Source organism: uncultured Cetobacterium sp. (genome assembly GCF_947072685.1).
Classification (GTDB): domain Bacteria; phylum Fusobacteriota; class Fusobacteriia; order Fusobacteriales; family Fusobacteriaceae; genus Cetobacterium_A.
In genome coordinates, this window is record NZ_CAMTIK010000024.1 from 17,358 (window position 1) to 34,025 (window position 16,668).

Annotated in this window: 14 protein-coding genes; 3 read left to right on the forward strand and 11 right to left on the reverse strand. The window is 30.2% G+C overall.

The window, feature by feature from the left end; all coding sequences use genetic code 11:
- Window positions 1-15: 15 nt before the first annotated feature.
- From Q0V67_RS08605 to Q0V67_RS08630, 6 genes are read right to left on the reverse strand one after another with little or no spacing between them, the layout of a single operon-like run.
- Window positions 16-339, reverse strand: coding sequence for a glycerol dehydratase reactivase beta/small subunit family protein (locus Q0V67_RS08605; RefSeq protein WP_297598752.1), 324 nt, complete (start codon window positions 337-339; stop codon window positions 16-18).
- Window positions 336-2,153, reverse strand: a complete 1,818-nt coding sequence (locus Q0V67_RS08610) for a diol dehydratase reactivase subunit alpha (protein ID WP_297598753.1) — start codon at window positions 2,151-2,153, stop codon at window positions 336-338. Before Q0V67_RS08610 ends, Q0V67_RS08605 begins: the two co-directional genes overlap by 4 nt.
- Window positions 2,154-2,166: 13 nt before the next feature.
- The gene (locus Q0V67_RS08615; RefSeq protein ID WP_297598754.1) at window positions 2,167-2,589 is read right to left on the reverse strand and encodes a diol dehydratase small subunit; all 423 of its coding nucleotides are present in this window, start codon (window positions 2,587-2,589) and stop codon (window positions 2,167-2,169) included.
- An 11-nt stretch (window positions 2,590-2,600) separates the two neighbouring features.
- Window positions 2,601-3,149: a propanediol/glycerol family dehydratase medium subunit gene (locus tag Q0V67_RS08620; RefSeq protein ID WP_297598755.1), complete on the reverse strand. Its 549-nt coding sequence runs from the start codon at window positions 3,147-3,149 to the stop codon at window positions 2,601-2,603.
- Window positions 3,150-3,158: 9 nt separating this feature from the next.
- Window positions 3,159-4,823 (reverse strand): propanediol/glycerol family dehydratase large subunit, encoded by a 1,665-nt coding sequence (locus tag Q0V67_RS08625; RefSeq protein WP_297598756.1) that lies wholly within the window; start codon window positions 4,821-4,823, stop codon window positions 3,159-3,161.
- 16 nt (window positions 4,824-4,839) lie between these two features.
- Window positions 4,840-5,256, reverse strand: a complete 417-nt coding sequence (locus tag Q0V67_RS08630) for a heme-binding protein (protein WP_297598757.1) — start codon at window positions 5,254-5,256, stop codon at window positions 4,840-4,842.
- Between the two features lie 223 nt (window positions 5,257-5,479).
- On the opposite strand from Q0V67_RS08630, the gene Q0V67_RS08635 reads away from it, so the two are divergent.
- Window positions 5,480-6,643, forward strand: a complete 1,164-nt coding sequence (locus tag Q0V67_RS08635; protein ID WP_297598765.1) for an iron-containing alcohol dehydrogenase — start codon at window positions 5,480-5,482, stop codon at window positions 6,641-6,643.
- 38 nt (window positions 6,644-6,681) lie between these two features.
- Here Q0V67_RS08635 and Q0V67_RS08640 read toward each other — a convergent pair whose 3' ends face one another.
- Entirely contained in the window at window positions 6,682-7,491 is an 810-nt protein-coding gene (locus Q0V67_RS08640) for a hypothetical protein (RefSeq protein ID WP_297598758.1), read from the reverse strand.
- Between the two features lie 23 nt (window positions 7,492-7,514).
- Entirely contained in the window at window positions 7,515-8,888 is a 1,374-nt protein-coding gene (locus tag Q0V67_RS08645) for an HTH domain-containing protein (RefSeq protein ID WP_297598759.1), read from the reverse strand.
- 246 nt (window positions 8,889-9,134) lie between these two features.
- On the opposite strand from Q0V67_RS08645, the gene Q0V67_RS08650 reads away from it, so the two are divergent.
- Window positions 9,135-9,875: a MipA/OmpV family protein gene (locus Q0V67_RS08650; RefSeq protein WP_297598760.1), complete on the forward strand. Its 741-nt coding sequence runs from the start codon at window positions 9,135-9,137 to the stop codon at window positions 9,873-9,875.
- Between the two features lie 45 nt (window positions 9,876-9,920).
- On the opposite strand, the gene Q0V67_RS08655 is transcribed toward Q0V67_RS08650, so the two are convergent.
- The gene (locus tag Q0V67_RS08655) at window positions 9,921-10,295 is read right to left on the reverse strand and encodes a YccF domain-containing protein (RefSeq protein ID WP_297598761.1); all 375 of its coding nucleotides are present in this window, start codon (window positions 10,293-10,295) and stop codon (window positions 9,921-9,923) included.
- Between the two features lie 287 nt (window positions 10,296-10,582).
- Here Q0V67_RS08655 and Q0V67_RS08660 point away from each other — a divergent pair, with 287 nt between their 5' ends.
- Window positions 10,583-11,977: a sulfatase gene (locus Q0V67_RS08660; RefSeq protein ID WP_297598762.1), complete on the forward strand. Its 1,395-nt coding sequence runs from the start codon at window positions 10,583-10,585 to the stop codon at window positions 11,975-11,977.
- Window positions 11,978-12,064: 87 nt separating this feature from the next.
- Here the strand turns inward: Q0V67_RS08660 and Q0V67_RS08665 are convergent, their stop codons facing one another.
- Both Q0V67_RS08665 and Q0V67_RS08670 read right to left on the reverse strand, forming a co-directional pair.
- On the reverse strand, window positions 12,065-14,983 hold the full coding sequence (locus Q0V67_RS08665) for a chondroitinase family polysaccharide lyase (RefSeq protein ID WP_297598763.1): 2,919 nt from the start codon (window positions 14,981-14,983) through the stop codon (window positions 12,065-12,067).
- 69 nt (window positions 14,984-15,052) lie between these two features.
- Entirely contained in the window at window positions 15,053-16,591 is a 1,539-nt protein-coding gene (locus Q0V67_RS08670) for an extracellular solute-binding protein (protein ID WP_297598764.1), read from the reverse strand.
- Window positions 16,592-16,668: the final 77 nt, after the last annotated feature.

A 16,668-nucleotide genomic window follows, 5' to 3' on the forward strand; every position in this document is an offset into this window, starting at 1 on the left:
ACACCTTTCATTTTTTTATTTTTTTAAAGGTAACCCTTTTAAGATTCTAGCAGCATTTTGACCAAAAATTCGTAACTTTTTTTTTGAACTTTTTATATTTTCTTTTAAAATAAAATCCTTTGAGTATTTTTTTTGATTGAGGACTATCTCGCCGTCAAAATCTATTCCTATTCCTATTTCAAACCTCCCATTTGTATATAGATCTTTGTTAATTTTTTCTAATTGTAAAAATTTAAAAATATATGGGATTTCTTCTTCTTCTATTCCAAAAAAAATATCTTCGATATCATTAATTTTTATAATATTTGAACATACAATATCTATTCCAGCTTTTGTCATATCATCTCACCTAAAACTAATCCTGTTGCAACCGCATTTCGAGGACCTTCCGTTCCTCTTATATTCCCACACCCAGCAACTACACCACATTTAGAAAGAGCTTCTGTTATCATTTCAGGTACTTCAAAATCAAGAGCCGACCCACCAACTATGATTACAAATTCAAAATCTCTTATATTTTTTGTAAGAGATATTTTTTTTAATGCTCTTTTTGAATTTACTACAAACACTTTTTTTTTGCTCTCTCTTCTAATATTTCTGATTTTTTCTAAAGTAGCTTCAACTTCGATTGGAATTAATTCTCCATTTTTAATTAAAACAATTTTGGCATATATATTTGGAGATAAAGGTTCGTCAAAAAATTCAACACTTCCATCTTCATATCTAATATGAAAAAATGATTCAACTTTTGCCAAGGGATATTTTTTTATATCTTCAGCTAAAGTGAAATCTTTAATCCCAAGCTCTTTTTGTATCAACAAAGTTACCATATTTCCCGCTCCTGCTAAATGAGTATGGGCTTTTCTTCCAGCTTTATCTATACTACACGCATCTGTAGAACCAGCACCGATATCAATTATAGCTAAAGGTTTTCCTGTTCCAGGAGTAGTTAACGCTCCTTTGATTGCCATGTCGGCCTCTACTCCTGCAACTTCGACATCTACACCCAAATCGGTTTCAATCACCTTTGCTAAGTGGTCCATTTGATTTTTCTCAGTACCAACCATTACCGCTAGACCTACTGCATTTTCTAACATAAACTCTCCAGCTAATCCACCTTTAATTTTTTGGGGAACAAAAGTATCTACAGCAAGTAAATCTTTTATTTTTATAGCGTCTATATTTTCTCCTGTAAATTTGCTCATAGTATTTTTTACATTTTTAAGCATTCCACCTACATTGGTTCCATCCTCACCACAAATATCTTGTACATTTAAAAATGATAATTTTTCCATTATTTTTTCTGCACCTTCTTGGATACCAACTTCTTCGGTAGATTTATTTCCCTTTATATATAAATTTCCGGCAGGAATAATTTTTTCTTTTACATCTCCTTGAGGAGTTTTTATTACGACTCCCGATCTATTACCTATTAAAGCTTTAGATAACGGAACAACTTTTTTTGTTTCTTCTGGATTTAATTCAAAAATAGTTGCAATTCCATATGGATTTGATATTTTTTCAATAACTCTACCTTTTAAAGCCACTTCTACACAACACTTAACTCCTATAGGTATTTTTTCAAGCAGCTGAACTTCATCAACTATTGGAATTTTTATTGCTAATCTATTGTTTACAAGAACACCATCATCTTTTTGTAAAATAGCTCCTTTTATCCTGACTTTTCTCTCCATTTCAAGATTTAAAATTTTTGCTATCTCTAAGAAATTTTTTTCTTCATTTGCTATAACTATATAATCCTTATCCAATAACTCTTCACTTAAATTTTTAAGATCGTCTAGTTCAATTGTTATTCCAACTCCGATACCACAACCGCCAGGAGTGTCAGGATTATGTCCAATCATAGTTGATTCTGTTATTATAGTTTCAGTAATTGTTTCCATAGATACATCCCCTATTACAGGAGTAGCTTCATTTATACGAATCAAATTTAAATCATCTAAACTCAAATTAACTTTTGTTAATAGAGAAGAAATAGCTCTTTTTACTCCTTCTAGATTATCCTTAGTTCCTTTTAATCCAGTAGTTTTAGAAAGGGAACTTCCTAAAAATTTTATTCCAAAGTTGTCTATTTTAGCTAAAGCTACTTCTGTTGTTGCGTTACCTATATCTATACCTGCAATAATTTTCATAATTAAATTACTCCTAATCTCTTCTTAACTTGCCTCTTTTTTCATAAATTTCTGCAGCTTCTCTAATGAAGTTTGCATTTACGATAGCTCCATATTTATGTTCAAGTTCATCTGCAATTTCTAAAAGTTCCTCTTTTTTAGATCTATTTGGTCTTAAAGCATTGTATATTTCTAATATTCTTTCATCCGAAATTCTAACTAATTCACTAGCTCTTTGAAAATTTCTTTTTATAGTCGGTTGTCCTGCAGCCTCAGCTACCTCTCCTTGAAGATTTAGAGTTTCCGAAGAGATTCTAATATCTTGTGCCTTAATATTTTCGTCTAAAACATTTTCTAAAGTGATCTCATCTAACGTTTTTCCAGTCGGAGTTTTTAGCCATTCTTTTCTTTTTTCTCCTAAAGGATAATCCAGTTCAATGTTAATTTTTTTCTTCATTTTTCATCTCCTTATTCAAAAGTATATTCTAACTCTTCAGGTTTTTCGTTATCTTTTACATGTTTTGTTTCTTTTATATGTAATAGTGCTGCTTTTGCTTGGTATTTTGGTCTTACCATTTGATCACTTATAACAGGAACAGGATTTGGAGATTCCCCTTTAGCATATTTAGCGGCATTTTTACCGATTAACCTGTAAATTTCTGGTGTCAAAAGTGGGGCTTGGGGAAATAGTTCTAAGTTATTTAAGGGAAGCAAATCTTTTTGGTGTATAACTGTTGTTCCTTTAGATTGTATACCTATTCCTATACCTGAACCACTTAACTTAGCAGCATCATTAGCTATAAAACAAACATCTGAAGTTCTATTTATTCTTACGACTCTAGCTATCAATCCCTCTTCTTCTATTCCAGCAATTAATTCCATCAATACTATATTATGTGGAACATCAGTTATGGTTTTATTTTGATGTTTTTTAAATGCGGGTGCTAATCCAATAACAACTTCTTCTATTTTAACACCTTTTTTTGCAATTCCAACCTCTTTTATTTTTATTTCCATTTCTTCCTCCTATTCAATACTCTCTGGCTTTATAGCTGTCGGAATGTTAGAGATTTCACTCCATCTCTCCTCGCTCATTCTGTACCCACTTCCTGGGCCCATATAATCATTTTTATCATTTATTGCACTTACAATTTTAAAATCTTTATTCAGAATAGCTGACGTTTGAAGATAGTCACCTGAAACTCTTTGCTTTAACATATTTAGTACATTTTCTGCAACATCTTTAAATCCGCTTTTGCTTAAACCTTTGACTAAGTCTAATCCGGTTATTCCTCTTTTTAAAAGTTCTTCAGCTCCTTTTAAATCTTGAACAACATCTCTAAGTGGCATATCCTTACTTCCATGTGCATAAGTTGCCGCATATACCTCTTCATCAGTTATTTCTGGAAGGTCTAACTCTTTGAATAATCCTTGGATTGCTTTAGCAGCTTTATTTCTTATTTTTATTACTTCTTCTTCAGATACTGGTCTTAATCCACCATCAACTTTTAAATCTCTTTGTAAAATATTATAATCATCAAAATCTTCAGCATCAAAATTTGATCCAGCAAACATATTATCATAATTTGGGACTGCACTGTATCCAGAAAAAATAAAATCTGTTCCAGGTAACATCTGCATTAAAGTTCTAGCGGTCCTTCTTATATCAGAGTGAGAAAAAGTTTGATCATTAGCCGAAGCACACTCTAAATCTAAAAGCATTGCTATTAAGTTTTCTCCTAGAACTGCTCTAATCCCTCCTGGAAGTGCACCAGGCATTCCAATACAGCTTACTGCTCCATTTTGTAGGCCTTGAACTCCAGCTCCTCTAGTTATATAGATACATCTAGTTTCTAAGTATAACATTGATTTTCCTTCAGAGTACCCCATTAACGCTTCTGAACCTGTTCCTGAAGTAAATCTCATTTTTAAACCTCTTGAAGCATAAGCGGATGCTAAAAATGCTTTTGACCAAGGAGTGTCATCGCCATCTGTAAATACTTGTTCTGTTCCGTAAACAGAAACTGTTTCTGCATAACTTGTAAATCCTTTCATTCCAAGCTCTAATTCTGTAGCTTCTTCAACTGAACACTGAGTTAAAACTCCACCTCTTCCAACTTGAGATCCAACAAAAATAGCAATAGCATTAAAAGGAGCATATCTTACAATTCCAACAGTTGTTTCTTGTTCATCAAAGCCTCTAATAGCAGCTTCAGCTGCATCTGCCGAAATTTGTACTGGATTATCTCTTAGATTTGTTACATGGCATTGATTAGAAGGCGTTTTTCTAGCTCTCATTTTTTGGACTGACATCATCATCTCAACAACATTTAGATGACTAATTACTTCAACCATTTTTGCTGGCGTTATTCCAGTAGTTATTTTAAGAATATCTTCTTTTTTAACATTTATATCAACTAACTTTTTTGCAATTTCTAATGTTGATAATTTCATTGCTTCTTCAGCATATCTTAAATCAATAGCATAATCAGCTATGAAAAGGTCTATCATATCAAAATTTTCTCTTTTTTTTCCATCTAATTCTATTATTTTTCCGTGTTTAATTATTAAACTTGGTTTAGGATCTAAAGGACTATCCATAGCTATTAGGCCTTCTTCTTTCCACTCACCTATAAACCCATCTTTATTCACTGCTCGTTTACTTAAAACCTCAAAACGTTTTGATTTCATCGCTCCTCCTATAAAATTATAAAGAATTTAATGCTGCTTTAGCTATCTCCATATCTTCTTCAACTGTCCCACCACTTACACCAACAGCTCCAACAATTTCTCCTTTTATAATAATAGGAAAGCCACCCCCAAAAGTTATTATTCTTGAGTTATTTGTTAAATTTAAACCATATAAACTTTCTCCAGGTAAAACAACTTCACTAAGCTGATCTGTTCCTATTTTTAATGCCCAAGCAGTAAAAGCTTTGTTTATAGATATATCAACACTTGTTACAAAAGCTTCATCCATTCTTTCTAAATACAATAAATTTCCTCCGTTATCAACAACTGAAAATACTACTGGTACCCCTATTTCTAAGGCTTTTTTTAGTACTGCTACACCCATTTTTTTTGAAGCATTTAAAGTAATCTGATTAAAATTTTTTATAATCATAACTTTTACCTCCCTACTTTATTATTTTTATGTTCATATATCGAATAATAACAACTTCTTATACATACTTCAAGGTAATTAAATTCCTTAAATTGGTATTTTTTTGTCATTTTTAATAATTATGATTTTTTTTTACCATTTTTAGATGGTTTTTTACCTTGTTTAGATATTATTTTTTTGTTATTCTAAAACTGAAACAATGATTACTTTATTTTGGGAGGAGATTATAATGAGATTTTACGATTATTTAATGCCTAGCGTTAATTTTTTTGGACCAGGATGTCTTAGTGTAGTTGGCGATAGAGCTCAAATACTAAACGGAAAAAAAGCTTTAATTGTTACAGATAAATTTTTACACTCTTTAAAAGATGGAGCTGTTGAAAAAACTATAAATTATTTAGATGAGGTTGGAATTAAAAGTGTTATATTTGATAATGTTGAACCTAATCCTAAGGATATAAATGTGTATGAAGGTGCTGATGTATATAGAAAAGAAGGATGTGACATGATCATAACTGTTGGAGGAGGTTCCCCTCATGATTGTGGGAAAGGAATCGGAATAGCTGTTACACACCCAGGAGATATTTGTGATTATGCTGGAATTGAGACTTTAACAAATCCACTTCCTCCAATTATCGCGATTAATACTACAGCAGGAACTGCTTCAGAAGTTACAAGACATGCGGTTATTACCAATACCAAAACAAAAGTAAAGTTTGTTATTGTCAGTTGGAGAAATTTACCACAAGTTTCTATTAATGATCCATTACTTATGGTTGGTAAACCAGCTGGACTAACTGCGGCTACAGGTATGGATGCTCTTACTCATGCTGTTGAAGCCTATGTATCTAAAGACGCTAACCCTGTTACAGATGCTGCTGCTATTCAAGCAATTAAACTGATTTCACAAAATTTAAGACAGGCAGTTGCTAACGGTGAGAATCTAAAAGCTAGAGAAAATATGGCGTATGGTTCGCTTTTAGCAGGGATGGCATTTAATAATGGGAATTTAGGTTATGTTCATGCTATGGCACATCAATTAGGAGGACTTTATGATATGCCACATGGTGTTGCAAATGCGATGTTACTTCCTCATGTTTGTCGTTATAATATGATTGCTAATCTTAAAAAATTTGCAGATATAGCTGAATTTTTGGGAGAGAAAATAGATGGGTTATCAGTTGTTGAAGCTGCTGAAAAATCTGTGGATGCTATTTTAAGACTTTCGAGTGATGTTGGAATTCCTAAGAGTTTAAGAGAAGCAGGAGTTAAAGAAGAGGATATCGAGCTTATGTCAATTAACGCTTTAAAAGATGGAAATGCATTTAGTAATCCAAGAAAAGGAAATGAAAAAGAAATTGCTAATATATTTAGAAATGCTATGTAATAGATAATAAAAAAAGCCTCCAATCGGAGGTTTTTTATTTAAATTTTTTTATTGTATTGAACATCGAGATCTTTTGTGGTTGTTAATTCTAGGGTTTTCATAATATCATTGACAAAAGTTTGTCCTAATATATATTTTAAGATAGGATAATAAGATATTACGAAAGGTTTATAATCATCTTTTTCAAAGCCAATAGGATTCTCTCTTCTAAAATATGGAGATTTAGACATCTGTATATCCATACATGGAAATTTTGAATCGTTTAAAGCCAAATAATCATTTGTTTTAGTTGGAACAAAAATATATAGTGTACCGTGATGATCTATTAAAATTTCAAGAGGATATATAGAGCACCATAAGGGTTTTGTATCAATTATTTCTTCCATTGAAAATCCTTTGTCCACACAAATTTTATGAAGAGCACATAAGTTTCTATCTATATGAACACATGAACAAGTGCATCTATCAAAAGTTTTTTCAACATGTATTTCTGGTATCATCATATTGTCATGTTTTATTGAATTAATTATTTCGACCTCTGTCAAGCCCTCCTCTTTTAGAATTGACACAGCTTTTGTGAGATGATCATATTCCCTAATATTTTCTAATATAATTTTTCTAGATTTTTTATTAAATTCGTAAGGGAATTGAACACAGCAGTTTGTCAAACAGTTAAAACAATCAAAATTTGTAGGTAAAAGAAAACTATTAATATCGACAATCGCTATGTACTTCTTACCTTCAATAGTGACCTCAGTTTCTATTGTTTTGGTGATAGTGAAGTACTTCTTTATTTGATCCTCTAATTTAGGGGATATTTTTTCTTTGTTATGCATAAAATATTTCATTTTTTCTCCCTATTAATTCAAAATTATTCAATAAAACTTTTAATTTTAATATAATCCATTTTGCTCACTGGAAAATTAAAAGAGATTACCTTGTAATTCAAATTAAAAATATCTATATCTTCAAATATAATAATTCCATTGATTTCATTATTTTTACAGTAGTTATCAAACTCATATACAGAAATATAGTTTGTGTCTTTTATAATTTTTTCTAGCCCCAATTCCTTACAAATATTTTTTAAAAGTGGTTTTTGTAAAAATCTGTAAACTATTATAATATTATTGAGATTTTCAATTTTTTTTTCCATTTCTAAATGTAATGAATTTATAAGAGTTGTTGCTATAGATGTTTCATCAAAACTATCAATAGAATCAAAGTATTTTCTTAAAAAAAATGTTATCTGATGAAATTCTTCCATATAGAGACTAAATGTTTTTTTATTGAAACTATAGAACTCTTTGATATTAAATTTTTTTTTATAATCCATAATAATAGCTATATGAGCTATATGTATAAGTGTATCTTGAGATACTTTAAATTTATATGGAAGATTTTTATTCAAATAGATTATTAAATTTTTTACAATTTCAATCTCTTTTGGGTTATTTTCAAAAATATTATTGATATCTTTCTGGAAATAAACTTCTTGAATGCACTTAATTTCATAATCTGAAAGAAAGGGTGCTTTTTTAAAAAGTTCTTTAAAATTTTCGGAAATATCTATATGACTATAATTGACTGGATATTTTTGTCTTATTATTGCTATAATAAACAAAATTTCCATTTTTAAAATTATAAAACTTTGATATAAAACTTTCCTCATAGATAAGATCTTTTGTACAGAATAATCCACATTATTCTCAATTTTTAGAGTTTTGAAATAGTTAAAAAATTCTGAAAATTCTTCAGGAAGATATTTTTTTTCATAATATATTTTAAATAAATATAATTCAAAAATCTCTCTTTTTTTCTCTTCCAGTCCTACCAGTTTAACTCCACTCGAGTTGAATCCTTCAATATTTAAGTTGTAATCATATAATATTTTTTTTAATTCTACAATATCTTTTGAAATAGTTCTTCTTGTGACTTTAAGTTTTTTGCTAAGTTCACTTAAATTTACAAGTTCATTCCTTAAAAAAGAGAGCAAAATAAAAACTTTTCTCTCATCACAAGTTAACTTTTGTAGACATTTAAGATCTTCTTTTAAGTTCGGATTGTTATTTAGTTCATTATGAATTCCAAATATTTTTTTTTTACCTAAAAGTTCTCCTATCTGTTTGATACAGACTCTGATATTTGATTGCGAAACATTGAAAATATTAGCTAATTCATCTATTGTGTAGGAGTCCACTGTTAGGCAATGCATGATTTTAAAATGAAAACTAGTTAAACTCAAAAATACCTCCTACAAAAAAATGTTTTTCTAAAAATTATACCACAAATTCATTTAATTACAAATAAGAAATTTTATAAATTCAAATAATAAAAAAATTCTATACCAATGAATATAGGAATCATAAGGTTTTTTTAAAAAAGTTTTAGATTAAAAATATAAGGTCTTTGAAAGAGTTGAATAATGTTGTATAATAGCATTTAGTTTAAAAATACTATTTCAATAAATTTTATTATGGAGGATTAATATATGAAAAAAATAATATTAGGGTTAGTAGCATTGTCTATGGCTACAACAACGCTAGCAGAAAATAGATATGGTGTGGGATTAGGAATTGGAGTTTCAGATAGTGTTTATAAAGGAGCTGATGATGAAAGTTATCCAATGCCACTTTTAGATATTAACTATGGGGATTTGTATATAAAAGGGATCACATTAGGATATAAATTATATCAAAATGATTTAATGGTAACCTCAATATTTGTAAATCCATTAGCTGGATTTGCTGTAGATGGTGCTGATTTAGCAAAAGGATATGACAATATTGACGATAGAAAATTTCAAACTATGGCGGGAGTAAGAGTGGATTCACATCCAATTTTCTACGGAGTGAGATTAGGTGCATTAGCTCAATTTGGTAAACATGGTGCTGAAGCTAAACTGGGTGCGTTTAGACCATATTCGGTTACTGATAGACTTATTTTAGTTCCAGCTGTACATGTAAAGGGATACACTCAAGACTATACAGATTATTACTTTGGGGTAACAGCTGAAGAGAGAGATAAAAATAGAAATATAAAAGAGGAATATACTGCTGATGCAGGATATTCAGTTGGAGCAACTTTGACTGCAGACTATAAATTAAATGATAGAATGGCATTAATGATGTTTGTAGGTGTTGAAAAGTTTTCAGACGAGATTGCAGATTCACCAATTGTTGAAGATAACACATTATTCTTGGTTGGAGCAGGAGCTAAATATTTCTTCTAAAAAAACAAACCCAAAGTACAGTTTGAATGTACTTTGGGTTCTTTTTTACTTTTCTCTCAATGTGTATTTATATGGATTAAAAGCAACTTGAGCTAATTTAAAATTTTGTAGTCCTAACGGAATTCCAATTACTGTCAAGCACATCGCAATTCCAATAATAATGTGTGATATAGCGAGCCATATTCCGAAAAATATTATCCAAAAGAAACCTGCAATTGGTCTTGGAGGTTGTCCAACTCTGGCTTGTTCAACAACTTCTTTTCCAAATGGAGTAAGACATGCTGATGCCATTTCAAAACATCCTCTTGTAAAAGGTATTGTAACAATAAATATAATTGAAAATATACCACAAACTAGCCACTCTACAGCTAATGGTAATCCACCTAAAACCAACCATAAAATATTTAATATTAAATTCATTTCTATGTATGATAAACGTATAAACCACTTAAACTATTTATCATATCCTCCTTATTTATTATTTTTATTATCTTTAAATTTTATCAAATTTTCCTTCAAAAAACAAATTTTTTCATTGAATTCTTTTCATTTTCCTAAATTATCAATAATTAACATATATTTCGCATAGAATATTCCTTTTTCTCTTTTTAAATAGCTATTTTCTTTAATTGAAAATAGAATATTTACTTGTTCTCTTACAAAATGTATTATAAAGGAGAAATAATTATTTAATTGAGGTGAATTTTATGAAAAAACCAAATCTTTTATTTATTTTTGCTGATCAATGGAGAAGAGAAGCTGTTGGATTTATGGAGAAGGAACCAGTAATTACTCCTAATTTTGACTCTTTTTCTAATGAGGCAGCTATATTTGAAAAAGCATATAGCAGTTGTCCGCTTTGTTCTCCAAATAGAGCTTCTATTTTAACTGGAAAGAATCCAATATCTCATGGGGTTATTACAAATTGTAAACCCGGTCTTGAAAATATTTTTCTAAAAGAAGATGAAGTAACAGTTGGCGATGTATTGAAATCTAATAACTATAGAACAGGTTATATTGGAAAATGGCATTTGGATGAGCCTGAGGAAAAGGAAGGATTAACGCCCATTTCAGGAGCTAAAAATTGGGATGCCTTTACACCTCCTGGACCTAGACGACATGGATTCGATTTTTGGTATTCTTACGGTGCTGATGACAACCATCTCTCACCACACTATTGGATGGATACCCCCGATATGATAAGTATTAAAAAGTGGTCTGTTGAGCATGAAACAGATGTGGCTTTAGATTTCATTGATAAAAATAAAGAGGAGAATTTTGCTCTTTTTTTATCATGGAATCCGCCACATACGCCTCTTGATTTAATCCCCCCAAAATACGTAAATATGTATTCTAACACTAAAATACAAAAAAGAAGAAATGTAATTTTAGAAAATATAGTTGATCATCCTCAAACAATAGAACCATTTTCTTTAAATGAAGATACTTATTTGGAGTCAGTTAAAAAATATTATGCAGCTATAACGGGGATCGATGAAAACTTTGGAAGAGTAGTTGACTACTTAAAAAAGAATGATTTATTTGAAAATACTATAATTATAGTAACTTCGGATCATGGAGAGATGTTGTGTTCGCATGGATTTTGGAGTAAACATGTTTGGTTTGAAGAGGCTGTTTCTGTACCATTCATGCTTTCTCATGGGAGTAAATATAAAAATAAAAAAATATTAACACCTCTTTCTGGAATAGATATTGCTCCAACTATTTTATCTCTTTTAGATATAAATATTCCTTTAGAGATGGAAGGTAAGGATATAGCGCCATCTTTAAATGGAGAAGTAGTTGATAACATAGTTGTTTCAGCATGTTATACAGGAAATTCTAAAGTTTTAAAAAGTTTAAAAGAGAGAGGGTTAGATACGCTTTCTTATGGTTGGAGAGCTGCAATTGATGAAAGATACACTTATGTTTATTACAGTGACTATTCAGCCAAAAGTACTCCTAAAGAATTTTTATATGATAATAAATCAGATGAATTTCAACTTAATTCTATTTTGGTAACAGATAAAACTAAATATCTAAAAGATTATTTGATTGAGTGGGGAAAAAAATATAGCGATCCATGTTTATCAAATATCTAAGAATGTGCAGATCTTAAACGATAAATAAAGAGTGTTATCCATAAAAAATATTGAAAATAGGCGTTCCTATTTTCAATATTTTTTTTGTTATATCTTTTTTAAACTTTTAAAGTTTACCTTAATCTCTTCCCCATTTTTAGATGTAATTTTCAATTTGGTTGAATCTTCTAAAATTTCGGATTCTATATTTGAGTTGGGTTCAATTTCATATTGTCCTTTTAGGACAATTAGGCTGGTGTGCTCCATTCCATTGTTGCTAATCCAACCTCTGGAGTAAATACTTGTTTCTTTCATTCTCCCTTCATTATATTGATCTTCATCAATGCCATCATAGAGCCTTAGGTCTGGATCAACAAAACTCATTTGAAAATTTTCTCCATCTGTTTGAATTAAAATTAAAGATGGTGTGTCCACTGAATTAATAAATTTATTTTCTTTTAAATTTCCAGATTCAAATATAGCATATCCAATCATATCACTATCTAAATCTTTAACTATATGGCTTTTGTTATCATGATTTATAACCTGATATTTAGAAGATTTCATAAATTCACTTTTTTCTTTTTCATCTCCTTGGATTAATATGCTATACTCATATTTCTCATTTTTGGGAGATTTACCATGATTTATATAGGCCACCTCATAGTTATTTTCTGTTTTCTCTCCGGAGGTGTGATCTCTTGATTCCTGGTTACCTTTTTTTGAAATAATATTCCCTAGAACAACTTTATACATGTTATTTTGAGAATCTAAAAAAATATTTTTATTGTTAGTGTAGCTTTTTTTGAAATTCTTTCCTAAATAGTTTTGGAAAAGAGTTGTGTGTGTTTCATTTTTATTGTCATTATTTTCAATACCACTTCCTAGTAAGATGGCTTTATTATTAAATAAAAAAATTGATTTTCTAGCTCTGTGGCTCCCATTATATTTTGGATGTTCGTGGAGTTTCATGGCAAACATTCCATTTGAATTTAAAGAATTTCCGCCGGAGTAAGTTTCATCTGATAAAAGCATCTCTTCTATACCACTTTTAGTATCAACTTGTGAGATACTTGATTTTAGGTCTTCAAAAGGGAGATCTATAGCTGTTGTTCCTGGGAAATGTTTCCAGTCCCAACCTTTTTGAACATATCCACTATCTTTCAATGAGTTTTGTAAAATTTGAAAAGCTCCATAACTCATATATCTACCATAAAGGTTATTTTTAAGATACGTTTCGTTTCCAACCAGATACCTACTATATCCTTTTACACCAACTAACCAGTTGTCTCTTCTATGAAGTTGAATAGAACCCATATTTAATGTCCACGATCCTTCTGGAGGTTTTTCCATTTCAAAACCGAGATTTTTTAGTTTTTCTATTTTTTTATTGTCTTTACTTAATCTTAAATAAGCTTCTGCTAAATCTCTATCGATACCATCTTCTCCACTTAAAGCCATTAATCTAAAAGACTCTACATCTATTTTTAATTTATCATCTGGATGTCTTCCACTTAAAGAGAGTAGATAGTTATATTTATTAGAGTAAATTCTTGTCAGTAATATAGCCTTTTTTAGAATTTTATAAGGTTCACCTGTAATTCCATAAGAGGTTCCGTTTAAGTAGTAAATAATAGGAGTCAATCCTTCAAAAGCTCCTTTAGCATATGCGGGATAATTTTGCATATGATGAAATACAGTTCCGTCATATTTAAATCCACCCAGAACACCAGGAGAATATTTGATAGAATTCACGAGATAACTTTGTAGCTGGTATAACTGCTTAGCTTCAATATTTTGATTTTCATTTAATAGAATAGCAGTGAGCATTCCTGGAAGCATGGTATTTAAAACATCGATATTAACTCCATTTATTTTATCTTTGGGGATAAAGATCATTCCCATACCACTGTACCATGCTATCATATCTCTAGCTTTATCTATTGTTTTTAATTTTATAAGAGGTTCTTTCATCAAAAATATAGCTTCATAAATTTCTCTCATTTGGTATCCTAAATGATGAACGGTACCTTGAGAACTTCCTTTTGTCCAGCCTTGATCGTACATATATTCTAAACTTTCATTAAATATATAGGCGATTGTATTTTTATCGTCTATATTCTTTGTAGAGTTATACATGTAGGATAATTCTCTTAGATATTTTCCAAATTCTTTTGTGGGAATATATTTTATTTTTTCTTTTTCATCAGGTTTTAAATCATTGTATATGATTAATTTTTGAATGAATTCTAAATTTATTTTTTTATATTTTAAAAGCTCAGATTTTTTTTCATTTATAAGAGTTTCTGTCACAGCAATATTTTTAAGTAGTTTTTCTCGATACCTTTTCTCAATTTTATTTATTCCAATTTTTTCTTCTTGAGAGAGTTCTTTCTCGTTTTTTTCATTATCTATTTGATTATAGTTTTTATATAGGGCCATCCAATGAGCATTAGCAGAAGAATCAGCTTCTATATTAATAAAGTTAACCTGTTCATCTCTTGCATTATGTCTTGGATCTATTAGTACTGAAGGAATGATTTGATCTATTAATATGCTTCCTTTGACATTGGGTGCCACAAAAGTTATCTCGTCCATTTCTTCCTCTGGATTCCCAATCATATCTCTATCATATTGAACCCACATAGTTCTCCAACCTTTGAAATTCATTTTTATTGGAAACCAACATTTGACCATATTCTTTTTTTTGAACTGAACCAAAAGTTCTCCTGCCAAAGGTGTTTCATTATATATCCACATAGTATAACTACTTTTAGATTTTTCAACTTGTCCTTTTTTAAAAGCAGTATAGCCAACATCTCCTAAAATACTGAGTGTCTCAAATTCTGCAAAACTCCATTTTAAAGAACTTTCTCCATCTTTATATTTATCTTTAGATATAGATAGTGAATCACTTGTTTTGGCAATCACATTTTTGGGTATCTCATTTTCGAATTGATATACTTTAATTTCTTTTCCATACAAAGATCCAGCTAACATAATCACTCCCAATATAATTTTTTTCATTTTCTCCCCCTGATTTGAAGTAGATAAATCTATAAAAAACTAGGTGCAAACACCTAGTTTTTTATATTTTTAATCTATACTATTGTAATGAGTGTAACCTTTTTGGACAAGTTCAATTGCATCGCCAATTCCATTTTGTTTAATTCTATTGATATAAGTATCCCAGTCATCATCTACATTAGAAACTCCTAAAATCCATTTTTGCATATATTCTTCAGTTGTTTGATTTACAGGAGCCATTATTTTTTCTAATTTCTTTATATCCTTAGGGCTATATTTTAATATAGGTAAAGGCATAGTAGTATTTCCATCTTTCATATACATTTCGAATCCTTGTTTGGCAATATTATTTGAATATTGATATTCGTAATCCGCATTCTGTTGAACTCCAGGTCCTGAAACTTGAGCTCCAACTTCTTGTAAAACTTTTAGTGGACCTTTTCCATCTGGATTTTTTAGAACTAAGTCTGTAAATATAGGATTACCATCCACGATTTGATAGTGCTCTCCTTCAATCCCGAAATTCCAAGTTCTTCTACCTTCCTCTGAGAACCACCAATCCATAAATTTAATAGCTAGCTCTGGATTTTTAGCTGCTGCTGAAATTCCCCATCCTATTTCAGGAGTTGTATTTCTACCAATAGTGACACTTTTTACTCCGTTTTTTATTTCTAATGGTTCAATTGGATAGAATTCAAATCCAGGTATTTGAGCAGTTAAACTGTTATAGCTTGCAGTACTTCCAAACCAGTCCAAAGTCATTCCACCTATATTTGTTGGTAATACGGTATCTCTAGCCCCCCAGCCTCTTGTAAATACCTCTCTATCTATTAATCCCTTTTTATACCAATCCGCAGCTAATTTTATAGCATCTTTAAAATTTGGATCAAGGGTTGCAAAAGTGACTTTGTCATTTTCAGCATAGAATGTTTTGTATGGTCTTGCTCCAAAAACTCCAGTTAAGTTGTTTAAAGCGGCCTGGATGTTTCCTCGAACAAAAATACCAACCTCATCTTTTCTTCCGTTTCCATTAGCATCTTGTTCTTTAAATACTGTTAGAGCATTTTCGGTTTCATCTATAGTTTTAGGTATTGATAAACCAAACTTTTTTAACCAATCTGTTCGAATAAAAAGCCCAGAGGAAACGCTTAATTTCTCTAGATCATAGTATGTCGGAATAGCATATATTTTTCCATCTAATGAATACATATCTTTTCTATATTTGGGATTTTCCTCTATAAATTTTTTTATATTTGGAGCATGCTTATCTATTAAATCATTTAAAGCAATCATACCACCATCACTACCTAATTTCTCTAAATCAGGAACTCTATAAGCTATAATATCTGAAAAATCATTAGAAGCCAACATAAGATTATAAGCTTGTGTTGAGTCTGTATTGTTTTTAGATGCATATGATTTTATTTTTACTCCCATTGCTTCTTCTGCTTTTTTATAAATTTTCCACTCATTGTTTAAAGGCATTCCATTAAAAACTAAAAATATAGAAAGGTTTTTTTCATTTTCTTTTGAGTCTCCATCTTTTGAGCATCCATTAAACATAAGCGTCGATAAAAGTAACGCTCCTATTGCTATTTTTTTCTTCATTATAACTTTCTCCCCTTGTTTGTTATCTAACTAACCATCCACCGTCGATAGCTAGAATATGACCATTTACATAATCG